Raw genomic sequence first — 22,937 nt, 5'->3', positions numbered from 1 at the left:
AGCCATGCCCAACAGAGTCGTCAAAGCCCACACGCCGCTGGGAGAAGACCAGCTCCTGTTCCGATCGATGCACGGCACCGAGGGGTTGTCGCAGCTGTTCGAGTTCGAGGTCGACCTGTTGAGCCCGAGCGTGTCGCTCGATATGAAGGCCGTGCTGGGCAAGCCGCTCTCGCTTGAAATCCAGACGGCCGGCGAGCCTCGTTTCCTGAACGGGCAGATCGTTCGCTTCACGATGGTCGGCAAGGAGGGCGGCACCTCGCGCTACGTGCTGTACCGCGCCACGGTGCGGCCCTGGCTCTGGTATCTCACGCGCACCAGCGACTGCAAGATCTTCCAGAACAAGTCGGTCGTCGACATCCTCGAGGAAGTGTTCGCCGACTACAACTTCGCCTTCGAGAAGAAGCTCAGCGGAAACTACCGCCAGTGGGAGTACTGCGTGCAGTATCAGGAGACCGACTTCGCTTTCGTGAGCCGCTTGATGGAGCACGAAGGCATCTACTACTACTTCAAGCACGACAAGGGCGAGCACACGCTGGTGCTTGCCGATGACATCGGCGCGCACGACACCCTGCCGGGCTATCCGAAGATCAGCTATCTTGCAGCCGACCGCAACCCGGACCCGTTCCAGGAAGTGATCGACCAGTGGCAGGTGACCGAGGAAATCCGTCCTGGCACCTACGTGGTGGACGACTACGACTTCAAGAAGTCGAAGGCCGACCTCATGGGCATGCGCAGCCAGCCGCGCGGGAATCCCCACGACACCTACGAGATCTACGAATGGCTGGGCGGCTTCAGCGAGGTCGAGCAGGGCGAGCACTACTCGCGCATCCGGCTCGAAGAGGCGCAATCGCAGGCCGAACGCGACGTCGGCCATTCCAGCGTGCGCGGCATGGCGCCGGGCTACCGCTTCACGATGCAGAACTGCCCGCGGCAGGACGACAACCGCGAATACCTGATCGTGTCGGTGTCCTATGCACTGCGCGAAGGCGGGTACGAGAGCGGTGCGGCCGAGAGCCACTACAGCTTCAGCTTCGCCGTGCAGCCGACCTCGTATGCATTCCGTCCGCCGCGCGTCACACCGATGACCCGCACCAACGGGCCGCAGACCGCCACCGTGGTGGGCAAGGCGGGCCAGGAATACTGGGTCGACCAATACGGCCGCGTGAAGGTGCAGTTCCGCTGGGACCGCTATGGCAAGAGCGACGAGAACAGCTCATGCTGGGTGCGCGTTTCCAGCGCCTGGGCTGGCTCGAACTACGGCGCCGTCAATCATCCGCGCAAGGGTCAGGAAGTGATCGTCGATTTCATCGGCGGCCACCCCGACCGGCCGATCATCATCGGCCGCGTCTACAACTCCGACCAGATGCCGCCGCTCGAGTTGCCTGCAAAGGTCACCGTGAGCGGCTTCGTGAGCCGCAGCCAGGACGGCACGCCGGCAAATGCCAACGAGTTCATCCTGGACGATGCGCCGGGCCAGGAGCTGGTGCGCATTCATGCCGAGAAGAACTTCGAGATCGATGTCGAGGCCGACGAGACCGACACTGTCGCGGGAAAGAGAACCACGACAATCGAGGGCGCCGACAATTACACTACCAACACCTCGCTGGATGAGACGATCAACGGACCGCATACGGTGACGGTCAACAAGGGCGGGCCGCAGAACATCACCGTGAACGGGCCGCAGAACATCAAGGTGATCGGCGGCACCCAGGACGTGTACGTCGAAGGCGACCAGATCGAGCACGTGACCGGCAGCCGCACTGAAAACGTCGACACGGGCGAGACACGGACCATCGGCCAGTCGCTCGACGAGACCGTCAACGGGCCGCAGACCACCACGGTGGTTGGGTTGTACACCGAGAAATCCAACGGCAAGGAGGTCTCGGTGCTGGGCGGCGAGCACTACTACGTGCAGAACGACAGCATGCGCACGGTCGGCGGCACCGAGAGCATTGGCTCGGTCGGCGACATGCTCATCACCACTGCCGGCAAGCTGACGATGCAGAGCGTGAATACGGACGTGGACATCTACACGCCGACGCAATTCAACGTCAACGCCAACACCATCAGCCTGCACTCCGACCACAAGGACGTCAGCTACACGAACTCGCTGCACACGCACGCGGGCAGCACGATCACCACGGAGGCCGAAGTTTCCATCACCTCGAAGACGCCCTTCGCGTTTTCTATCGCCTACGCGAATTCTTTCACTTTTGCACCGCTTTCCGAAACCATCAATGCGGTCAGCACCAACATCGGCGGCGCCAGCTTCGACTGGAAGGCATACAGGCTGTCGAACCGGGCGCTCAACTTCGAAAACGGCGCCAAGATCAAGGTCGGCCCGTTCAAGGTCATGCTCAAGGGCCTGTTCATGTGCACATGACCGGCGCATTGCTGTCCCTGCGAATGAGATGGCTGGGCGCTCTCCTGGTCGCGATAGGTGCCGTGCCGATGATCGTGCTTGCCGGTGCCATGGGCCTGGGCGGGATCGGCGCATGCATCGGACTGATGCTGGTCGGGTCCTTTCTGCTGTGCGGCGGATGGGATCTCTTGCAGGTCTCGCGCCGCGAGTCGGCGAGCAATGCACTCGAAGGACGCGCGGACGGCCTGATCGTGGCGAGCGAGCTGGGTGGAAGCTACGACGATCGCAGCCCCTTGATCACGTTTACCGTGGCATTCCGGGATGCAGCCGGTGTCCAGCACAGCGCGCAGGTGCAGAAGGTCGTGCCGCTCAATGAGCTGACGCTCTACGGCATCGGCTGCGCGGTGGAGGTCCGCTATGCCCCGGATCGGCCGGCGCAGACCGCCGTGATTTTTTCCACCGTGGCTGCCCATTCGGCGCCTCCACCCTGACCGATCATCGCCGTTGAAAATCGTCAAGCCATTCCGACTCAGCCTGCTGACCCGCCCGTACCGGTGGAAGGCCGACAACCACCTGGGCATCGCCTCGATCGCGCTGGTCAGCCTGAAGGCGGACCCGCAGCTGCAGCCGGAGCAGGAGCTTTGGCAAATGGTCAGCGAGGTGCTCGACCCCGGCAGCGTACTGGACCTCGGCGTGCCCAAAGCCGAGGCCGAAGTTCTGGTCAGCGGCTTTGCCTACACCAGCCACCAGGCCGAAAAGTCGCAATGCGCTGTGCGCCTGCGGATGGACACGGTCGATAAATTGCTCCTCGTGTCCGGAGACCGCTACTGGCTCGATGGGCGTTCGACGGCGCCCTTGCCCTTCGAGCAGATGCCTCTGGATTGGAGGCACACCTATGGAGGCCCCGGTTTCGCGCAAAACCCGTTGGGTATCGGCGGGCAGGACGAGATCGTCAATGGCGTGCACACGCGCCGTCTGCCCAACGTCGAAGCCGCAACGCATCGCCTCGCCCGCCGGGAACAGGCCGGCACACCTGCAGCGCTGTGTGGCTACTTGCCGGACTGGCCGCAGCGCATGGCGCACATCGGCCGCCAGTACGACAGCACCTGGCTGGCAAACGGCTACCCGGGCTTTGCCGACGACATGGACTGGCGCTTCTTCAATGCGGCGCCGCAGGACCAGCGCTGGCGCGGCCGCGGCACGCTGCCGCCGGGCGCGGCCTACGAACTGTGGAACATGCATCCGCAGATTCCCGTCATGAAGGGAAACCTTCCCGACTGGAACGCGGTCTGCCATGTCAGCTTCTCGGACGACGGCGAGATGCTGCGGTCAGTGCCGATGCACCTGAGCACCGCATGGTTCTTCCCGGACCGCGAACGGGTGATCCTGATCTGGCACGGCGCCACGCCCGTGCGCGAGGACGACGCCGCCGACGTCAGGCACATCATGCCTGCACTCGAATTGCGCGACGCGCCGCGGCCCTTGCAGCATTACCGCGAGGTTCTTCTCAAGCGGATCGATCCGGAAAAGGCCGCGATCCATGTGCTGCGGGACAGCGACCTCGCTCCCCGGCCGATCCTTGGCGACTGGCGGCAAATGCAGCTGCCCGACACCATGGCCGAGCCGCTGCCGCGCAACCTGCGCGCCGGCCTGCTGCGCGACCATGAAGCACGCCGCGCGGAGTTGCTGGAAAAAGGGCTCGACCCCGAGCTCTACCTGGAGGCGCCCTGGGAGCCCGAAGCGATTCCGGACTTTGACGACCTGCCCGAATATCTCGAGCGTGCCGAGGCATCGGCCGTGCAGACGCGGGAGCGGCTGCAGAAAGAGGCCGAGCGTATCGAAAGCGAGCGGAATGCCCTGCCGACCCAAGGCGCTGCCGCAGAAGCGGCGCGCGCTCAGGCGGTGATGCCTGATCCACAGCAGCTCCAGCGCGAAATGTCGAAAGGCGACCGCTACGATCAGGCGAACCCGCCCGAAGCCGAAGGCGACGCCGATACCGAAAAGCCGGACGAGCCGGCGGCTCCCGCAGATCCCCTGATGCATCTGGGCTATCTGCATTCCGCGCATCTGGGAGGTGCAGCGCCCGCGATGCCGAGCTTTCGCAGCGCCAAGCTTCGCAGGCGGCTCTCGGCGGCCGAGCCCGGGCGCCGCACCTTCGCGCATATGAATCTGATAGGCGCGGACCTGTCTGGCATGGACCTGCGGGGTGCCGACCTTTCGCACGCCATACTGACGGACGCGAACCTCGCCGGTGCGCAGCTCGACGACTGCAATCTTTCGCAGGCGATTCTCGCGCGCGCCAACCTCACGGGCGCGAGCCTTGCACGCGCTCGGTTGGACGAGGCGAACATCGGAGGAGCCTGCTTCGATCGCACCAACTTCGAAGGCGCGAGCCTGCGGGAGGTGCATGCCGGCGGGGCGCGGTTCGTCGACTGTCGCATGGCCGGCACTCGCATGGATCAGGTGCAGCTGCATGAGGCATCGTTCGCACGCTGCGACTTTCGCGGTTCGCGCTGGCACCAGGTGGCCTTCCTGCAGATGGCGCTCGAAGACCTGCACTTCGAGCAGGCCGAGATGCTGCAGGTGGTCTGGATCGAATGCCAGCTGCGTCGCGTGTCCTTCGCCGATGCGAAGTTGACGCGCTGCGGATTCGTGGCGGCGACGCTCGACAGCTCGGTGGACTTTTCCAACGCGGTTCTGGACGCCTGTAGCGTGGCACAGGGCAGTTCGCTGGCCGGTGTCCGGCTGAGCGGCGCGAGGCTGAAGCAATGCGGCATGCGTGGCATGCCGCTGATGGCGGCCGATTTGAGCGCGGCGCATCTCGATGCCTGCGATCTTTCCGAATGCGACTTCAGCGACGCGAAGTTGAATGGTCTGTCCGCCGGCGAGAGCTTGTTCGTTCGTGCCGATTTCACGCGCGCCTCCCTGCGCGGTGCCATCCTCATCGACGCGAACCTCTCGAAGGCCGTGCTCACCCATTGTGATCTGCGCGGGGCGAATCTTTTCCGAACCGATGTGTCTCAGGCCCTCATCGACGGCACCACGCTGCTGGACGGCGCCTATACCCGGCATGCCAAGGTATGGCCCGCGCGACCTGCAGGGGCATCGGCGCCGTGACGCGCGACGAACTGCTCGACCAGGTGCGGCATGGCGTCCAGGTCCAGGGTATCGAATGCCGCGGCTGGGATTTTCGCGGGCTCGACCTGTCGGGCGCGCTCTGGGACAACATCGATTTCACGGGCGCCAGCTTTCAGGGCGCGAACCTGGCAGGCAGCGTGATCACGCATTGCCGGATGGGCGAGTGCGATTTTTCGGACGCCATCTCCGTCAAGGCGCAGTTCTACCGGTGCCGATTCGAGCGCGCCGAATTCGCTCGGGCTGCGCTCGAGGATGCATCGTTTGTCGAATCGCACCTGCAGCAGGCCGATCTGTCCGGTGCCCAGCTGGACCGCGCAACCTTCTTCCGCTCGGACCTCACGCAGGCCCTGTTCGCCGCGGTGCGCATGGATCGAGCGACGGTGGCAGAGTCGAAACTTGTGCAAGCTGACTTCACCGGTGCCGTTCTGAGCTTCGTCACCATGTACAAGCTCAACCTCGCGACCGCTGTCTTCACCGGCATGCAGGCCGACAGCGTGGTGTTCCTTGAATGCGAGCTTGCGCGCCAGGTCTTCGCAGGCCAGACGCTGCAACGATGCCAGTTCACCGACAGCACGCTGGACGGAGCCGACTTCCGCAACGCCACGCTGACGCAGAGCAATTTCAAGGGTGCATCGCTGCGCAATGCAGATTTCTCGGGCGCCGAGGCGGCGCAGACCATCTTTGCCGAAGCAGACCTCGGCGACGCCAACTGTGCGGGCGGCCGCTTCGAACAGTCGATCTGGGTCGACGCGAAGCTGCAGCGCACTTCGTTCGAGGATGCCTTCCTGCCGCTGAGCGTGTTTCATCGCGCGCGCGCGAACGGGGCAGCTTTTCGCCGCGCGAATCTGCAGGATGCCGATTTTTCATACGCGGACCTCGGCAGTGCGGACATGAGTGGCGCGCACTTTCTTCGTACGCGCTTTCACCGAACCAATGAGCAGGGGGCCCGTTTTTCCGCTCGCGGTGGCATCATTGAAAACGACCCCGAACTGTACAAGGCCCAAGCCTGGTCCGACTCCGCGTGAGCGGCGGGCGCTGCGCAATCGATCAATGCCAAGAAGGGAATCACCATGAATGTCGTCCCACTCCGCTCGGCCCCGGCCGAATCGGCACCCGTCCATTTCATCGGTCGGCTGACAGCCTGCATGTCCGATGGGCAACTCCAAGTCGAAGACGACGAAGGTGCCGTGTGGATGTGCCGGCGGGCGGCGAGCTGCCTGCTCAAGCCGCGGGAGGGCGACACGGTGCTTCTGTCGGGGCCGGACCGCTTGCGCGTCTACCTGATCGCGGTGATCGAGCAAGCCGATCCTGCCGCGAGCCGCATCGATGCCCCTGGCGATATCACGTTCGGCGGCGCCGGGGGCACGGTGTCGATCGAGAGCGCGGGCAATCTCAGCCTGCGCAGCAGTGCCGCTCTGGAAATGAAAAGCGTGCGATGGGCCATGCAAGCCGACGAGGGAGATTGCCGCGTGGACCAGTTGCGCGTCACGGCACAGTCCGTCGATGCAACGGTGGGCCGGACCCGGCTGGTCGGCAAGGTGTTGGAGACGGTCGCCGACCGTATCGTGCAGATGGCGCGCAATGCACTGCGCCTGGTGGAGGAGGTCGACCAGTCCCGAGTGGGCCATTTGGACTGCAAGGCCACGCAGACGGTGCGCATCCATGGCCAGCACACGATGGTGACCGGCAAGGAACTGGTGAAGGTCGACGCCTCGCAGATCCACATGGGCTGACAAGGAGCTTCAACAATGTTTGCAAACTGCCAGCTGATGGGCATGGATCTGGCGTTCCCTGACGTCTGCCGCACGCCCGTGCCCATTCCCTTTCCGAACATGGCCCTCGGACCGATGGCCGTGCCGAACGCCTGGAACATCCTTTTCATGGCGATGCCGGCGCACAACATGGCGACCACCACACCCATCACTCTGGGCGACCAGCCTGGGGCGCTGGGGGGGGTGGTGTCGCAGACCTTCATGCAGCAATCTCGTCACCTCACCGGTGCATTCACGGTGCTGCTCAAGGGAACCCCGGCCACTCGCGTGACCAGCATCACGATGCAGAACCGCTGCAACATGGTGGGCATGCGCATCGTGCCGAGCCAGTTCAAGGTGCTGCTGCTCGCACCCTGAAAAAGCGGCGCCGCGGCAGATGCGGGTGTCAGGCGGCCGGGCGCGCCGCGGGCTGCGCCGTCCCCGCCAGCGTCACCTGCTGCGGAAACCCCACCCACACCGCCAGCGCCGAATAGTTGTCGCGCGACTCGTCGGCCTTGGCTTCGGCCGCGCGGCGCAACAGCGCGAGCCATTCCTCGGCACTGTCCGCGAGCTGCAGCGAGCGTTCCATCACCTGCTGCGAGATGAGCTGCCACAGGCCGTCGGTGCACAGCAGGAACGCATCGCCGTCGGCAAGGCGCTGCGGCGTCGACACGGTGGTTTCCGCCGTGGCCCGGGCGCCGAGCGCGCGGTACAGCAGGTTGCTCTTCACCAGCCGTTCGCTCCCATTGGCTCCGTTGCCCAGCGCAGCCTCGCCCGAGCGCTCCGACAGGCTGTGGTCTTCGGTGCGCTGCATCAGCGCGCCGCGGCGGAACCAGTAGAGGCGGCTGTCGCCCACGTGGGCCCAGCAGGCTTGGCCGCTGGTGCGGTCCACGAACAGCGAGACGATGGTCGCGCTCATGCGGCTCTGGTCGGCCAGCTCCCGCTGCTTGGCGAGGATGGCGTCGTTGGCGGCCTTCACGGCCTGCAGGATGTCATGCTGCGCCACCGAGGGATTGTCGACGAAGGTGTTCAGCGCGGTGTCGACCGCGATGCGCGCGGCCAGCTCGCCGCCCGCGTTGCCGCCGACGCCGTCGCTCACGACGAAGCAGGCGTTGTATTCGTCCAGGTGGTAGCCGATGGCGTCCTGGTTGCCGCTGCGCTCGCCCACGCAGGAGAACTGCGAGGTCGAGATGGGCACCGCGAACGCGCGGGGGGTGGTTTCAAGCACGGCGCGCCTCCTTCAACCGTTCCATCTCCTTGTCGTAAGCCTGCTGGAAGGCCCGGCCGAAGACGGCCTGGAAATCGTCCTCGACGGCCGCGGTGGTTTCGGCATGCAACTTCTGCAGCTGGCGCCACAGGCGCGCTTCGCGGCCGCCGGGCAGCAGCTTCTCGCCCAGGCCGCCGTCGTGCGGCGTGGCGGTGTTCAGCGCCGTGGGGTCGAAGCGCTTGAGCACCGTGAGCAGCGCGGCGCGCATGCCGGCCACCATGCCGAGCTGATGCGATTGCAGGTCGCCGAGCGCGTCGTGCACGGCCGCTTCGGGCGATAGGAAGCCGGGCATACGCGCGCCGAACATCTGCATCAGCACGGCGCGGCCATTGGGAAGGATCTTGAAGGGGTTGTTCTCTTCGTCGACGATCATCGTGATCTCGGCGCGCACTTCGCGCTTGAGCATGGCGCGCGACGAGAGCAGCTCGATGGTGCCGTCGGTGAACGCGCGCATGAGCCGGCCGAGGCGCCGCATGGCTTCGGCATCCAGCGGCTGCTGGCCGGCCACGTCGGGCACGCCGGCGCCTTCGAGGAAGGCCTTGAAGAGTTCGTCCGAAGAGGACGGTGCCGATGGCGGCGCCGCGGCAGGGACTGGCGGCGCGGCCACGGGCGAGGGCGCGGCAACAGGCTTCGGTTGCTGCGGTGCGGGCGGCTCCGTCGGCGCGGCCTTCGGAGGAGGCGGCGCGACATCCTCCACGCGTGCGGCCGCGGCGGGCACCGGTGGTGGCGGGGGCGGCGGCGGTGGTGGCTCGGCCTGCGCGGACACCTGCGGCTCGAAGGGCACCGGGTTCGGCGGCCTGAACTGCGCCGCCAGTTCACGCGCATGGTTCGAATGGCTGTAGCCCTGTGGCGCCGGCGGCCGTGACAGCAGGTCGATCGCCGGATGCACGTCGTGCAGCGGATCTTCGTGGGTCAGCGCGGTGGGGCGCGGATCGGACAGCGGCGAGGGCGCGTCGTTGTCGGCGGCAAAGAAGGACAGCGGGTCCATGCCGCGCTTGAGCGCCACGTCGGACATGCCGTCTTCCGCTTGCGGATTCAGTTCGGCCAATGGATCGACCGGGTTCCTGCGCGCCTGCGAGGGCAGCTCGAAAGGCTCGTGCGCCATCGGGTCGGGCATGGGCTCGGCAGCGCTGGCCTCGCGCCGCGGCGCGTTCGCGAGGATGGCATCCCAATCGGCGGCGGAGGGAATCTGCGAGGCGCTCGTCTGCGTGCTTGCCGGTGACGGGGCCGGCGATGGCGGCGCGGCAGGCACCGGCGCAACCGCCAATGCCTGTGCGGGCGGCGGTGCCGGCATGGCCGGCGGTGGCGGCATCGCCACGGTCACGGGCTGCGTATCGCCGATCGGCAGCGCGCCGGCGCCGAAGAGGTCCGAGAACACATCGGAGACGGGGGCCGCGGGCAGCAGCGAGTCCATGGGCGCCTGCGCCATGGCGCTGGCGGGCAGCGGGCTGTGCACAGGCGAGGCCGGTGGTGGTGCCGCCGCCATCAGCGGCGCGGCGGGCGCCACGACTGCTGCGCGTTGCCCGCTCCCCGCCACCAGCACATAGCTTCCGATGGTCACGCGGTCACCTTCGGCGATCGGCGATTCCTGCTCGTGCTGCAGCGTGCGTTCGTTGACGCCGATGGGTAGCACCGCACTCATGTTGCGCAGCACCGCCGCGCCGCTGTCGTCGAAGCGCACGGTGGCCTGCAGGCGCGAGATCTGGCGCTGCTCGTCGGGCAGCACCAGGTGGTTGTCGGGACTGCGCCCGATGGTTCCGCCGGGTGCAGCGAGCAAGGCCGAAGGGCCTGCGGTCACCGGCTTGCCGGCATGTTCGATCACCGTCCAACGCATGGCATCTCCATGTTCATGTCGAGCGCGGCTCGTGCCGCGGCTCATCGCCTGCGGCGTTCAACGCTTCATTCGCTTGGCGGCCTCGAAGGCAGGGCCCCACACCGGGTGCTTGCGCTCGGCCACGGTGAGGTCGAAGTTGGGGAACGCATCCATGAGCTTGCGGAACTGCGCGCGGCATTCGGGCACCTGGTTGGCCACGCAATAGCTGAAGGCTTCGAGCTTCATGGCATCGAGCCGCGTGGCGGGCTCGGCCGCGTCGAACACCGAGACGCCGCCGCTCTTGAGCGTGGTGATGGCCTTGGCGTAGTCGCCTTCGTCATAGGCCTGTTGCGCGCGTTCGAGCGTGCTGCGCGCCACTTGCTGGCTCAGGCGTTCGGGTTGCGGCGGCTCGGGCGGCGGCGTGGTCGTGCAACCAGCAACCAGAACCAAGGTGAACGCCAAAGCAGGCAGACATGACTTCAATCTTCTCTCCTACCTTGCAAAAGGCAATGCTTGAGATAGTGTGCCGCTGTCATGCGACAGGCACGCGATGCGACGCGGTAGGTGCGCACGACTTCGATAATATAGGCCGCGAACCACTAGGGAAGATCTCAATGCATCGACGAACCCTGCTTCAAGGCGCACTTGCAACCGCACCGTTGCTTGGTGGCCTCAGTGGATGCGCATCGACTGCGAAGTCATTGCCCACGCCCTACGCGGTGACCATCAGGATCGACGATGGCGTCAACCCCGACGGACGCGGCCAGCCGGCGCCGATTCTCGTCAAGGTCTTCGAATTGAAATCTTCCGGTAACTTCGAGACGGCAGACTACTTTGCACTACAGGACCGCGACCGCGAGACGCTGGCCGCGGAACTCGTGAACGCCGACCAGGCCATCATGCGCAGCGGCGAAGAGCGTGTCTTCAAGCGCGAGGCCGGGCTCGATTCGCGTGCCATCGGCATCATCGCGGGCTACCGCAAGCTCGAGGCCGCTCGCTGGCGCATCGTGCTGCCGCTCAAGGAGCCGAAGCAAACCAATCTCTACAAGGTGTGGCAGTTTTCTCCGAGCGAGCAAAACGTGCGCATCGCGATCCGCAAGAGCGGCATCGAGTTACTACCAAGTCGTTAATTTCACGGCTTTGTAGTTAGAAAGTGCGAGAAATTCGCACGCTAAATGCGGTGCAAAACGTAAGAAGCGCCGTGTAGCATCAGAGAAAAAAACCGATTCAATCGGGAGGTCGTTAACAAGACCTCCCGCTTCAGCGTGGGCATGCCCCAGGAGGTTCTTTGGTGACAGTTCGCAATCCGGGCGCCGGCAAGCAGGGCGCCCTTCCGCAGGCGTTGGCGAATCGCGTGGTGTGGTCCGAAGGCATGTACCTGAGGCCCCAGCACTTCCAGCAACTGGAGCGCTATGTCGAGCAGTACGTCACGCGCCGCACCGCGGGCCTGCAAGGTGCCTATTGGGGATGGCTCAACCTGGACATCGATCGCGATGCACACGCGCTCGGCCGCGTGTCGCTGCTCGGCGGCGCGGGCGTGCTGCCCGACGGCACGCCGTTCTCTTTCGGCGCCGAAGATGCGCCGCTGCCCTACGAGGTGCCGAGCGACCTGACCGATGAACTCATCGTGCTGGCGCTGCCGCTGCGCCGTACGGGCAGCGAAGAGATCATCTTCGCCGACGACGAGGGCTCGGCCGCGCGCTTCGGTGTGGTCGAGCGCGAGGTGGCCGACGGCAATTCGGTGGCGCTCGGCCCGGCGGTGCTGCAGCTTGCGAAGCCGCGCCTGCGGCTCGCGCGCGCATCGTCGCTCACGGCCGAGTGGCAGGCCATCGGCGCGGTGCGCGTGATCGAACGGCGCACCGACCACAAGCTGGTGATCGACGCCAACTACATTCCACCGGTGCTCGATGCATCGGCGCACCCCATGCTGCGCAGCATGGTCGCCGAACTGCACGGCCTGCTCACGCAGCGCTCCGAGGCCCTGGCCTCGCGGCTCTCGCAGCCCGGCCGCGGCGGCGTGAGCGAGGTCTCCGACTTTCTCCTGCTCGAACTCGTCAACCGTTATCTCGCAACGACCTGGCATGCGCAGCATGCGGTGCAGGTGCACCCCGAGGAACTGTTCATCGACTGGTTCAAGCTGGCCTGCCATCTCGCCACGCACACCTCGCCCACGCGGCGCCCGGTGGTGTGGCCGAAGTACGACCACGACAATCTCAACGAGACCATCCGGCCGCTGATGGAAGAGCTGCGGCGCTCGCTCTCGGCCGTGCTCGAGCAGAGCGCCATCGCCATCGAGCTCGAAGAGCGCAGCCACGGCGTGCGCGTGGGCCGCATGCCCGATCCGGTGCTGGTGCGCAATGCAGGCTTCGTGCTCGCGGTGCATGCCAACCTGCCCGCCGATGCGATCCAGCAGCGCTTTCCGACGCAGGTCAAGATCGGTTCGGTGGAGCGCATCCGCGACCTCGTGCAGCTGCAGCTGCCGGGCGTCACGGTGCGGCCGCTGCCGGTGGCGCCGCGCCAGATTCCATACAACGCGGGCTACCACTATTTCGAACTCGACAAGAGCGGCGACATGTGGCGCCAGCTCGAAAAATCGGGCGGCGTTGCAATGCACCTGGCCGGCGACTTTCCGGGGCTGGCCATGGAGTTCTGGGCAATTCGTCCGTGAGGGACCCTATGAACGGTGTCAATGACATGGCGGTCGGTCCGGGAGGCTTCGTGCCGCCCAACCCGGGCGGCGGCAACAACAGCGGCAACGGCGATCCCGCGGGCATGCCCCTGGCATCGCGCGGCGCGGGACAGCAGCAACCCCAGTCATTCACCGCATGGCATGACGCACGCCGTCCGCATGCGGGCGACACGGCACTGGCCGGCAACAACCCGCTGGTCGCGGCGGCCAACCCGCTGCTCGACCTGATCCCGCAGATTCGCGCTACCGGCCACCACGATGCGCCCGCGCAATTGCGCGAACACCTGGTCGACGAGGTCCGGCGCTTCGAGACGCGCGCGCAGCAAAGCGGCATCGCGCCCGAGGTGATCATCGGCGCGCGCTACTGCCTGTGCACCGCGGTCGACGAAGCGGCCGCACTCACGCCCTGGGGCGGCAGCATCTGGTCGTCGCAGAGCCTGCTCGTGATGTTCCACAACGAGACCTGGGGCGGCGAGAAATTCTTCCAGCTGCTGTCGCGGCTGGTGCAGAACCCGCAGCAGCACCTGCAGCTGATCGAGCTCATCTACTTCTGCCTGGCGATGGGCTTCGAAGGGCGCTTCCGCGTCATCGACAACGGCCGCACGCAGCTCGAAACGCTCAAGCAGCGGCTGCTGCAGATCATCCGCCAGACGCGCGGCGAAATTGCCGTGCCGCTGTCGCCGCACTGGCAGGACGCGAGCGCGCCGGTGCGCCGCACGCGCAACTGGTTGCCGCTGTGGGCCGTGGGCGCGGTGGCGGCAGTGCTGCTGGTGCTGGTGTTCGGCGTGCTCACGTTCAGCCTGGCCGGCCGTTCCGACGGTGCATTCGCCGCGGTGAATGCAGTGCGCCTGCCGCAGACGCAGCGTGCCGTGGCCGTTGCGCCGGCGCCGCAGCCGCGCCTGCAGCGCTTTCTCGAACCCGAGATCCGCGACGGCCTGCTGACGGTGCGCGACGAGGCCGACCGCAGCGTGGTGGTGCTGCGCGGCGACGGCCTGTTCGCATCGGGCTCCGACCGCGTGCTCGACCGCTATGCGCCCGTGCTCGCGCGCGTGGCCGACGCGCTCAATTCGGTGGAAGGCAACGTGCTCATCAGCGGCTTCAGCGATGACCAGCCGATCCGCAGCGTGCGCTTCCCGTCCAACTGGCAGCTTTCGCAGGCGCGTGCCGATGCGGTCAAGAAGATGATCGCCACGCGCGTCACCCGGCCCGAGCGCCTGCGCGCCGAAGGCCGCGGCGATGCCGACCCGCTGGTGCCCAACGATTCGCCGGCCAACCGTGCGCGCAACCGGCGGGTCGAAGTGACGCTGCTGGTGGCGCCCGTGGCCGCAGGCGCAGCAGCAGCGGCGCCGCAGGGAGGAACCCGCTGATGCTGCGCGCGATTTTCCGTTTCCTCGTGAGCCGCGACCTGTGGGTCTTTTTCGGGCTCCTGGCCATTGCGTTCCTGATCTGGATCATCGGCCCCGTCATCGCAGTGGGCCGCTACCGGCCGTTCGAAAGCGAGTTCGTGCGCATCGCGGTCATTGCGCTGATGTTCGCGATCTGGATCGCGCGCGTGCTCTACCGCAAGTGGCGCGAGCGGCGCCTCAACGCGCAGCTGCTCAACCAGCTGCGCACGCCGTCCCCCAAGGAGAAGGCCGCCAAGCCCGAGGATGCGCCCGAGATCAAGGAGCTGCAAAGCGGCTTCAGCGATGCCACGTCCATCCTGAAGAACATGCGCTTCGGCGCGGACGCCAGCGGCAAGCCTGCGGGGCGCTTTGCGGTGTTCGACCGCCAGTACCTGTACCAGCTGCCCTGGTACATCTTCATCGGCGCGCCGGGCTCGGGCAAGACCACCGCGCTGGTCAACTCCGACCTCGACTTTCCGCTGGCCGACCAGCTCGGCAAGGCCGCGGTGCGCGGCATCGGCGGCACGCGCAACTGCGACTGGTGGTTCACCAACGAGGCGGTGCTGATCGACACCGCCGGGCGCTACACCACGCACGAGAGCAACCGCGAGACCGACGAGGGCGAGTGGAAGGGCTTCCTCGACCTGCTCAAGAAGTTCAGGCCGCGCCAGCCGATCAACGGCGCCATCCTCACCATCAGCATCGCCGATCTGCCGCTGGCCGACGACGCGCAGCGTGCGCGCCACGCCATGGCGCTGCGCAAGCGGCTGCTCGAGCTGCGTAACGGCCTGGGCATCAATTTTCCGGTGTACGTGCTGGTCACCAAGACCGACCTGCTGGCCGGCTTCAACGAGTATTTCGGCTCGCTGGGCCGGGCCGAGCGCTCGCAGGTCTGGGGCTTCACGTTTCCGATCGATGCCAACCCGGCAGACCCCGCCAAGGCCGACCTGCGCGAGCGTTTCCACCAGGAATACAAGCTGCTGCACCAGCGCCTGGACGAGCGCCTGCCGGAACTGCTCGCGGCCGAGCCCGACCAGCTGCGCCGCGCGCAGGCCTACCTGCTGCCGCAGCAGTTCGCGAGCTTCGAGGACATCCTCGGCACCTTCCTGGCCGACGTGTTCAACCCCTCGAAGTTCGAAGTCGCGCCCATGCTGCGCGGCGTGTACTTCACCAGCGGCACGCAGGAGGGCACGGCCTTCGACCGCGTGATGGGCGCGATCAAGCGCTACCTGCAGGTCAACGCGCCGCCCGCGCCGCCGCCGGGCCCGGGCAAGAGCTACTTCCTGAAGGAGCTGCTGCAGCAGGTGATCTTCCGCGATGCGGGCGTGGCTGGCACCAACCTGCGCTGGTACCGGCGCAAGCGCGCCATCGACCTGGCGGGCTACGGCCTCATCGGCGTGCTGCTGGTGGTGCTGCTGGGCGCCTGCGTCAACAGCTGGCGCAACAACCGCGACTACGTGGCCGAGGTCGACAACAACGCCAAGGCCTTCAACAAGGCCGCGGCGCGCGGCGAGCTGCCGACGGTGGTCGATTCCAACAGCGACATCGCCAGCTCGCTGCCGGTGCTCGACCGCCTGCGCGACCTGCCCAAGTCGAGCCATTTCGACATCGGCGATCCGCCCGTCTCCTACCGCTTCGGCCTCTACCAGGGCGAGAAGCTGCAGGCCGCGACCGACGGCGTCTACCAGCGTGCGCTCGAAAGCGTGCTGCTGCCGCAAGCCTCGCAGCGCGTGGAGCAGGCGCTGCGCGAGGCCTCCAAGACCGATGCCGAATACAGCTACGAGGCGCTCAAGGCCTACCTCATGCTGTACGACGCGGAGCGCTACGACGCCGACTTCCTCCAGGCCTGGCTGCTCACCGACGTGGACCGCAAGATCGGCGCCGGCCTCACGCGCGAGCAGCGCACCAACCTCGAGTCGCACCTGAAGGCGCTGTTCGCCGAACGCGTGGTGACCTCGCCCTTCGCCAAGGACGACCGGCTCATCAACGAGACGCGCGCCCGCCTGGCCGGCGTGCCGCTGGCGCAGCGCTCCTATGCGCGGCTGCGGCGCATCCTGCTGCAGACCAGCCCGCCCAACGCCTTCAGCATCGCGGAGGCGGCGGGGGCCGAGTCGGCGCTGGTGATCAAGCGCGCGAGCGGCAAGCCGCTCACCGACGGCATCCCGACGCTCTTCACCTACCGCGGCTACTGGGACATCTTCGACAAGCGCATGGCCGAGACCACGCTCGCGCTCGAACAGGAAGACCGCTGGGTGCTGCAGATCCGCGCGCCGGGCATGACCGACATCACCTCGCGCGAGCTGCTGCTGCGCGAAGTGCGCCGGCTCTACCTCACCGACTACGTCCGCGTCTGGGACGACTACCTGGCCGACGTGCGCCTGGCCGACAGCCGCTCGCTGCTGCAGAGCATCCAGATGACGCGCGTGCTCTCGACCAGCGAGTCGCCGATGTCGCGTCTCATCCGCGGCGCGGCGCGCGAGACCGACCTGCTGCGCAACCACGACGAGGCCACGCGCAGCCTGCTCGACCAGGCGCAGAACCGTGTGGCCAGCACGCGCGAGCGCATCGAGCAGCTCATCGGGCAGCCCGACGGCAGCCAGCGCCGCAACACCGTGCCGGACCGTCCCGAATCGCTGGTGGACAACCACTTCGCGCCGCTTCGCCGCATGGTCACCGCGCCCAAGGCCGGCGGCCAGGCGCCCATCGACGCCACCGCCGCGCTCATCAACGAGCTCTACACCTTCCTCACCGCCACCGACACCGCATTGCGCAGCGGCAACATCCCGCCGTCGAGCGATGCGGTCACCAAGGTGCAGGCCGAGGCGGGCCGCCTGCCGGTGCCGTTCCAGGGCATGCTGAACGATCTCTCGGCCACCGCGTCGTCCAAGGCGGCGGCGGTGACGCGGCAGAACATCGGGCAGAACGCCGCTGCCACCATCGGTCAGTTCTGCAGCCAGGCCATCGCGGGGCGCTATCCCTTCTCGCGCGGCTCCAACCGCGACGTGGCGGCCGGCGACTTCGCTCAGCTGTTCGCGCCGGGCGGCATGATGGACGACTTCTTCCAGAAGAACCTGGCCTCGCAGGTCGACACCTCCGTCAACCCGTGGGCCTTCAAGAAGGGCGTGGACGGCAGTTCGCCGGGACGCTCGGCCTACCTCGATTCGTTCCAGAAGGCGCAGGCGATCCGCGACGTGTTCTTCTCGGGCATGGCGGGCGGGCGCACGCCCTCGTTCACCATCGACATCCGGCCCGAGGACATGGACGCCGCCATCAGCCAGTTCACGCTCGACATCGACGGCCAGACCGTGCGCTACGCGCACGGGCCGCAGGCGCCCAGCACCGTCAAGTGGCCCGGCCCGCGCAACAGCAACCAGGTGCGCCTGCAGGTGACGACCGCCAGCGGCACGCCGGCCGGCGGCATCGTCACCGAGGGGCCGTGGGCGCTGCACCGGCTGTTCGACAAGGCCTCGATCTCGTCCGGCAACGCACCCGAATCGTTCAACGCGACCTTCGACCTGCAAGGCAGGAAGGTGGTGCTCGCGGTGACGGCCAACAGCGTCTACAACCCGCTGCGCCTGAACCAGATGAACGGCTTCTCATGCCCGGGGAAGTCCTGAGATGAACAGCGGCATTCCTTCGCCGCGGGTGTGGGTGCCCGACGACCAGCAGATCGGCTGGTACGGCAAGCTGCCCGCGGCCGGCGACTTTCTCTACCGCCGCGTGCCGCGCGAGCTCCAGGCCTGGTGGGACCGCTGGATGCAGAACGGCCTGGGCACCTTCAAGCGCTGGCCCGACGCCATGACGCGGCACTATGTGGTGGCGCCGGTCTGGAACTTCGCGATTCCGGCCACCCAGGGCGTGGACGCGGTGCAGTTCGGCTGCCTGGCGCCCAGCTGCGACCGCGTGGGGCGCTACTACCCCGTGTGCGTAACCTTGCAGGTGGCCGCATCGAGCTACCGGCCCTCCATGCTCGAGGGCTCCGCCGCCTGGTACTGGCAATGCGGCACCGCGCTGCTGCAGGCGATCCGCCACAGCGTCGCGCCCGACCAGTTCGACCGCCAGGTGCTGGCCGCGGCCCACGGCGGCTTCCAGACCGCGAGCGGCGGCTCGGACGACATCCTGTCGATCCTCGGGCCTGCGGCCGGGGGCGCCGGTGCCACAGGTGCGCAGCAGCGCCTCGGCTGGCCCGAGCTGCCCCTGTGCTTCGACGCCTTCGGAAGCACCAGCTACTGGTGGACCAACCAGGCGGACGGCTCGCCGCTGCGCACTGCCGCCCACGGCGGAGGCCTCAACACGCCGCTGTTTTCGAAGTTGTTTTCACAGGGGCATGTGCCATGGGCATGAACGACCAGACCCCCGCCGCGGGAGGAGATGCATGACGACCAACGCCAGCAGCAATAACAACAACAGCAGCAGCACCAGCGTGCAGGCCGATCCGCAGGAGCGCCCCCATCCGCTGGACGCGGGCCACCGGCTGGACGAGTTCGAGCTGCTCGAGGTCATCGGCGAGGGCGGCTTCGGCATCGTCTACCGCGCCTACGACCACTCGCTGCAGCGCGAGGTGGCCATCAAGGAATACATGCCCTCGATGCTCGCGCGCCGCGTCGGCGACGACAGCGTGCACGTGCGTTCCGACCGTCTCACCGCCACCTTCCAGGCGGGCCTGCGCAGCTTCATCAACGAGGCGCGCACGCTCGCACAGTTCAGCCATCCGGCACTGGTGCGGGTGCACCGCTTCTGGGAAGCCAACAGCACCGCTTACATGGCGATCCAGCTCTACCGCGGCCGCACGCTGCGCCGCCTGGCCGAGGAAGAGCCGAAGAAGATCTCCGAGGCCTGGCTGCTGAGCATGCTCGGCCCGCTGCTCGGCGCGCTCGAAACCCTGCACCGCAGCCAGTGCTTCCACCGCGACATCGCGCCCGACAACATCTTCATCCAGCAGGACGACCTGCCCGTGCTGCTCGACTTCGGCGCCGCGCGCAAGTCGATTGCCGACCTGGTCGACGAGGTGGCGGTGATGGTGAAATCCGGCTACTCGCCGATCGAGCAGTACGCCGACGACAACACGCTGCTCCAGGGCGCGTGGACCGATCTCTACGCGCTGGGCGCCGTGCTGTACCGTGCCGTCACCGGGCACCCGCCGCCGTCGGCCGTGGTGCGCAGCGTGCAGGACGCCTACGTGCCGCTGTCGTCGCTGGGCCGCAGCGACTTGAGCCCGGCCTTCTGCGCGGCCGTCGACCATACGCTGGCCGTGCACAGCAAGGACCGCACGCAGACCGTGGCCGCGTTCGCGGCCGAACTGGGCCTTGCCAAGCTGGGCGACACCTATGTGAGCGGGCTGGCGGCGCCGACGGCCGTAGTTGCTGCACCCGCTCCTTCGAAGCCCGCGCCGGTCGTGGCGCCGGTGCCGCAGCAAGCGCCGGCTGCTCCGGCGCCCCAGACACCGGCACCAATGTCGGCAGCAGCCGCATCGCAAGCCGCTGCATCGGCCAGTGCTGCACGGCCTGAAGCCGCCGCCCCGGAACCCGCCAGGCCCAGGCCCCAGCCCGCGCCCAAGGCCGAGCCGGCCCGGGCTCCCGCGCCCAGGCTCGCCGAACCGCGCGAGGCGGCGGCAGCGCCGGCGCGCGCGCCATCGGTGGCCGCCGGCAAGCAGCCGTCGCCGTCCGCCGCCAGGAAATCGTCGATGCCGCGCTGGGGCCTGGTCGGCGTGCTGCTGCTGGCGCTGGTGGGCGTGGGCACCTGGATCGGCATTCACCTGACTTCGGGCCGGCAGGAGACATCGACCGCCATGGTGCCGGTGCCCCCGCCTTCGGGGCCGATGTCTGCCACTTCGCCGCCGCCCGCCGCCATGCCGCCGGGCGAAAGCGCCCCCGGCGGCGCACCGGCGGCTGCGGGCGAGAACGTGGCGGCAGCGCCCGGCACGCCGCCCCCCGCGGCGGCCGCCAGCGCGCCGGCCGGTCCGTTGACGCCATTGACCAACGTGCCGGTCGGCGCGGCGCCGGCAGCTGCACCGGCCACACCGGACCCCGCAGCCACGCCGCCGGGCTCGACCACCACGCCCGTGACGCCGCCGGAGGCCGCCATGGCCACCGCCGAAGCCGAGGACTGGAACCTGGCCCAGGCCGAGAACACGCGCGAAGGCTACGAGGCCTACCTGCGCCGCTACCGGCGCGGCCCGCATGCGCGCGATGCCCGCAATGCCATCGCCGAGCTGAACCGGCTCGCGCAGACGGTGCCCGCGGCACCCGGCACGGCGCCAACGAACTCCATACCCACCGTGATCGCCGGCGGAACTACACCGCCGACCGCGCCGCCTGCAGCTCCGCCCGGCATGGGGCGCGTGGTGCTCAACATCCGGCCCTGGGGCCAGGTCTTCGTCGACGGCGCCGAGCGCGGCGTGAGCCCGCCGCTCAAGTCGCTGTCGCTGCGCCCTGGCATCTACAACATCGAAGTGCGCAATGGCGACCTCGATGTCTATCGCCAGCGCGTGACGGTGCAGGACAGCAAGTCGGCGCCCGTGGTGAGCCACGAGTTCAAGTAGGCGCTCCCCGGCACCCGGCACCCCGGCGGCAGCGCTCAGTTCCGCAGCGCCCTGCGGTACTGCACCGCCTCCGCCACATGCACCACCCCCACCGATTCGGCGCCCGCCAGGTCGGCCACTGTGCGCGCCACCTTGAGCGCGCGGTGCGTGCTGCGCGCCGACCAGCCGAGCTTGGCGGCGGCGTTGTAGACGAACTTGCGGGCCGCATCGTCGAGCGCGGCATGCTTGTCGATGGCGCCGGCCTGCAGCGCCTGGTTGGGGCTGCCCTGGCGCTGCAGGGCGAACTCGCGCGCGGCCACCACGCGGCTGCGGATGCTGGCGGCCGATTCGCCGGCGGGCGCATCGATGAGCTGCTCTGCCGATACCGCGGGCACTTCGATGTGCAGGTCGATGCGGTCGAGCAGCGGGCCGCTGAGCTTGGCCTGGTAGCGCGAGATCTGGTCCGGCGTGCAACGGCAGGCCTTCAGCGTCGAGCCCAGGTAGCCGCAAGGGCAGGGGTTCATGGCCGCGACCAGCTGGAAGCGCGCCGGAAACTCGGCCCTCCGGGCGGCGCGCGCGATGGTGATGGTGCCGGTCTCCAGCGGCTCGCGCAGCGCCTCGAGCGCGGAGCGCGCGAACTCCGGAAACTCGTCCAGGAAGAGCACGCCGTGGTGCGCCTGCGAGATCTCGCCCGGCCGCGGGGGCGAGCCGCCGCCCACCAGCGCCACGGCGCTCGAGGTGTGGTGGGGCGCCGAGGTCGGCCGGTTCATCCAGCGCGCGGCCGAGAAGCTGCCGGCCAGGCTGGCCACGGCCGCGCTCTCCAGCGCCTCGTCGACGCTCATGGGCGGCAGCAGCCCGGCAAAGCGCTGCGCCAGCATGGACTTGCCCGAGCCGGGCTCGCCGACCATCAGCAGGCTGTGCCCGCCCGCGGCGGCGATCTCGAGCGCGCGCTTGGCGCCCGCATGCCCCTTGACGTCGGCCAGGTCCGCATAGAGCGGCGCGGCCGCTGCGGCCGCGGCATGAACCCGGGCCCAGCCGTCCGCGGCGGGCGGCTGCTGCCGACCCTCGCCCTGCAGCGGCGCGGCGCCCTCGGGCATGAAGCGCTGAACCACGTCCAGCAGGTGCCTGGCGCCGTACACCTCGCTGCCGGGCACCAGCGCCGCTTCCTGGGCGCTGCCGGCGGGCAGCACCAGGCGTGTCGCGATGCCGCGCGTGTGCAGGGCCAGCGCCATGGCCAGCGCGCCGCGCACGGGCCGCAGCTCGCCTGAGAGGGAGAGCTCGCCGGCAAATTCGTGGCCTGCCAGCAGCGCGGGCTGGATCTGCCCGCTGGCCGCGAGGATGCCGAGTGCGATCGGCAGGTCGAAGCGGCCGGAATCCTTGGGCAGGTCGGCCGGCGCCAGGTTGACGACGATCTTCTTGTTGTTCGGAAACTCCAGGCCGGCTTCTGGATGGCCGAGCGCACCCGTTCGCGGGCCTCCTTGACCTCGGTTTCCGCCAGCCCGACGAGCGTGAAGCTCGGCAGGCCGTTCGCCAGATGCACCTCGACCGTGACACTGGCCGCTTCCAGCCCAAGCAAAGCACGGCTTTGCACCAAAGACAGGCTCATTCCACTCCCTCTCACCATTGTGGTGCGCCCGTTTTTGGCCGGGCTCATGCACCGCGGTGCCCCATGGGGTACCGCAACCGAACACGCTTGTAACTATTTCGCCTGGGTTGCCGGTGCGGGAGCGGCCGCCGTGCCGCAGGGCAAAACGTGCACTTTGGCACGCTCCCTGCTATGAGACGGTGTCCCCCAACAATCCAACCAACTCCGAGGAGTCTCGATGATGCACCGTAAATTCGCCCAGGCAATGGCCGTGGCCACCCTTGCCGCCCTGCCGATGCTTGCGAGCGCACAGCTCACGGGGAATGTGGCACTGACCAGCAACTACAAGTTCCGCGGTCAGGACCAGGACATGATCGGGAAGAACGACTACGCCAAGACCAAGGGCTTCAAGCCCGCCATCCAGGGC

Annotated in this window: 15 protein-coding genes and 2 pseudogenes; 13 read left to right on the top strand and 4 right to left on the bottom strand. The window is 67.8% G+C overall.

What is annotated here, in order from left to right:
* Positions 1-4 precede the first annotated feature (4 nt).
* The 6 genes from FB547_RS00085 to FB547_RS00060 all read left to right on the top strand — a co-directional run bounded on the left by FB547_RS00085 (position 5) and on the right by FB547_RS00060 (position 7,629).
* The gene (locus FB547_RS00085; RefSeq protein ID WP_145738580.1) at positions 5-2,383 is read left to right on the top strand and encodes a type VI secretion system Vgr family protein; all 2,379 of its coding nucleotides are present in this window, start codon (positions 5-7) and stop codon (positions 2,381-2,383) included.
* 68 nt (positions 2,384-2,451) lie between these two features.
* Complete coding sequence (locus FB547_RS00080) at positions 2,452-2,853, top strand: DUF3592 domain-containing protein (protein WP_145738578.1); 402 nt, start codon at positions 2,452-2,454, stop codon at positions 2,851-2,853.
* 13 nt (positions 2,854-2,866) lie between these two features.
* The gene (locus tag FB547_RS00075; protein WP_145738576.1) at positions 2,867-5,479 is read left to right on the top strand and encodes a DUF2169 domain-containing protein; all 2,613 of its coding nucleotides are present in this window, start codon (positions 2,867-2,869) and stop codon (positions 5,477-5,479) included.
* On the top strand, positions 5,443-6,525 hold the full coding sequence (locus FB547_RS00070; protein WP_261380191.1) for a pentapeptide repeat-containing protein: 1,083 nt from the start codon (positions 5,443-5,445) through the stop codon (positions 6,523-6,525). Before FB547_RS00075 ends, FB547_RS00070 begins: the two co-directional genes overlap by 37 nt.
* Before the next feature lie 45 nt (positions 6,526-6,570).
* Entirely contained in the window at positions 6,571-7,233 is a 663-nt protein-coding gene (locus FB547_RS00065; RefSeq protein ID WP_145738575.1) for a DUF3540 domain-containing protein, read from the top strand.
* Positions 7,234-7,248: 15 nt separating this feature from the next.
* Positions 7,249-7,629: a DUF4150 domain-containing protein gene (locus FB547_RS00060; RefSeq protein WP_145738573.1), complete on the top strand. Its 381-nt coding sequence runs from the start codon at positions 7,249-7,251 to the stop codon at positions 7,627-7,629.
* A gap of 28 nt (positions 7,630-7,657) precedes the next feature.
* Here the strand turns inward: FB547_RS00060 and FB547_RS00055 are convergent, their stop codons facing one another.
* Genes FB547_RS00055 through FB547_RS00045 form a run of 3 tightly spaced genes read right to left on the bottom strand, consistent with a single transcriptional unit; the run spans position 7,658 to position 10,781 of the window.
* Positions 7,658-8,479, bottom strand: coding sequence for a PP2C family protein-serine/threonine phosphatase (locus tag FB547_RS00055; RefSeq protein ID WP_145738570.1), 822 nt, complete (start codon positions 8,477-8,479; stop codon positions 7,658-7,660).
* A complete protein-coding gene (gene tagH, locus FB547_RS00050; RefSeq protein WP_145738568.1) occupies positions 8,472-10,352 on the bottom strand; it encodes a type VI secretion system-associated FHA domain protein TagH in 1,881 nt (626 codons plus the stop codon). Before tagH ends, FB547_RS00055 begins: the two co-directional genes overlap by 8 nt.
* A 57-nt stretch (positions 10,353-10,409) precedes the next feature.
* Positions 10,410-10,781 carry a TssQ family T6SS-associated lipoprotein gene (locus FB547_RS00045; protein WP_225613334.1) on the bottom strand — a complete coding sequence of 124 codons (372 nt, stop codon included), beginning with the start codon at positions 10,779-10,781 and terminating at the stop codon, positions 10,410-10,412.
* Between the two features lie 164 nt (positions 10,782-10,945).
* Here FB547_RS00045 and tssJ point away from each other — a divergent pair, with 164 nt between their 5' ends.
* From tssJ to FB547_RS00015, 6 genes are all read left to right on the top strand, one after another.
* Positions 10,946-11,461, top strand: a complete 516-nt coding sequence (gene tssJ, locus FB547_RS00040) for a type VI secretion system lipoprotein TssJ (RefSeq protein WP_018906610.1) — start codon at positions 10,946-10,948, stop codon at positions 11,459-11,461.
* A 158-nt stretch (positions 11,462-11,619) separates the two neighbouring features.
* Entirely contained in the window at positions 11,620-12,999 is a 1,380-nt protein-coding gene (gene tssK / locus FB547_RS00035) for a type VI secretion system baseplate subunit TssK (RefSeq protein WP_145738565.1), read from the top strand.
* Between the two features lie 8 nt (positions 13,000-13,007).
* Positions 13,008-14,387, top strand: coding sequence for a DotU family type VI secretion system protein (locus FB547_RS00030; RefSeq protein WP_145738563.1), 1,380 nt, complete (start codon positions 13,008-13,010; stop codon positions 14,385-14,387).
* Complete coding sequence (tssM, locus tag FB547_RS00025) at positions 14,387-18,022, top strand: type VI secretion system membrane subunit TssM (RefSeq protein ID WP_145738562.1); 3,636 nt, start codon at positions 14,387-14,389, stop codon at positions 18,020-18,022. The genes FB547_RS00030 and tssM overlap by 1 nt, the downstream gene beginning before the upstream one ends.
* A 1-nt stretch (position 18,023) precedes the next feature.
* The gene (gene tagF, locus FB547_RS00020; protein WP_145738560.1) at positions 18,024-18,749 is read left to right on the top strand and encodes a type VI secretion system-associated protein TagF; all 726 of its coding nucleotides are present in this window, start codon (positions 18,024-18,026) and stop codon (positions 18,747-18,749) included.
* Positions 18,750-18,780: 31 nt separating this feature from the next.
* Positions 18,781-20,946, top strand: coding sequence for a serine/threonine-protein kinase (locus FB547_RS00015; protein WP_145738558.1), 2,166 nt, complete (start codon positions 18,781-18,783; stop codon positions 20,944-20,946).
* Positions 20,947-20,981: 35 nt separating this feature from the next.
* Here FB547_RS00015 and FB547_RS00010 read toward each other — a convergent pair.
* Positions 20,982-22,531, bottom strand: a pseudogene (locus FB547_RS00010) (YifB family Mg chelatase-like AAA ATPase).
* 217 nt (positions 22,532-22,748) lie between these two features.
* Here FB547_RS00010 and FB547_RS00005 point away from each other — a divergent pair.
* Positions 22,749-22,937, top strand: a pseudogene (locus FB547_RS00005) (hypothetical protein); the annotation flags it as partial.

Source organism: Variovorax beijingensis (assembly GCF_007828835.1).
GTDB classification, from domain to species: Bacteria; Pseudomonadota; Gammaproteobacteria; order Burkholderiales; family Burkholderiaceae_C; genus Variovorax; species Variovorax beijingensis_A.
This window is presented reverse-complemented; position numbering and strand designations above follow the sequence as displayed.

Excerpts from the sequence above, each read along its gene's own strand:
- FB547_RS00015 (WP_145738558.1), top strand. The coding sequence starts at position 18,781 with ATGACGACCAACGCCAGCAGCAATAACAACAACAGCAGCAGCACCAGC.
- tssM (WP_145738562.1), top strand. The coding sequence starts at position 14,387 with ATGCTGCGCGCGATTTTCCGTTTCCTCGTGAGCCGCGACCTGTGGGTC.
- tssJ (WP_018906610.1), top strand. The coding sequence starts at position 10,946 with ATGCATCGACGAACCCTGCTTCAAGGCGCACTTGCAACCGCACCGTTG.
- tagH (WP_145738568.1), bottom strand. The coding sequence starts at position 10,352 with ATGCGTTGGACGGTGATCGAACATGCCGGCAAGCCGGTGACCGCAGGC.
- tagF (WP_145738560.1), top strand. The coding sequence starts at position 18,024 with ATGAACAGCGGCATTCCTTCGCCGCGGGTGTGGGTGCCCGACGACCAG.
- FB547_RS00080 (WP_145738578.1), top strand. The coding sequence starts at position 2,452 with ATGATCGTGCTTGCCGGTGCCATGGGCCTGGGCGGGATCGGCGCATGC.
- FB547_RS00030 (WP_145738563.1), top strand. The coding sequence starts at position 13,008 with ATGAACGGTGTCAATGACATGGCGGTCGGTCCGGGAGGCTTCGTGCCG.
- FB547_RS00085 (WP_145738580.1), top strand. The coding sequence starts at position 5 with ATGCCCAACAGAGTCGTCAAAGCCCACACGCCGCTGGGAGAAGACCAG.
- FB547_RS00065 (WP_145738575.1), top strand. The coding sequence starts at position 6,571 with ATGAATGTCGTCCCACTCCGCTCGGCCCCGGCCGAATCGGCACCCGTC.
- FB547_RS00070 (WP_261380191.1), top strand. The coding sequence starts at position 5,443 with ATGGCCCGCGCGACCTGCAGGGGCATCGGCGCCGTGACGCGCGACGAA.
- FB547_RS00060 (WP_145738573.1), top strand. The coding sequence starts at position 7,249 with ATGTTTGCAAACTGCCAGCTGATGGGCATGGATCTGGCGTTCCCTGAC.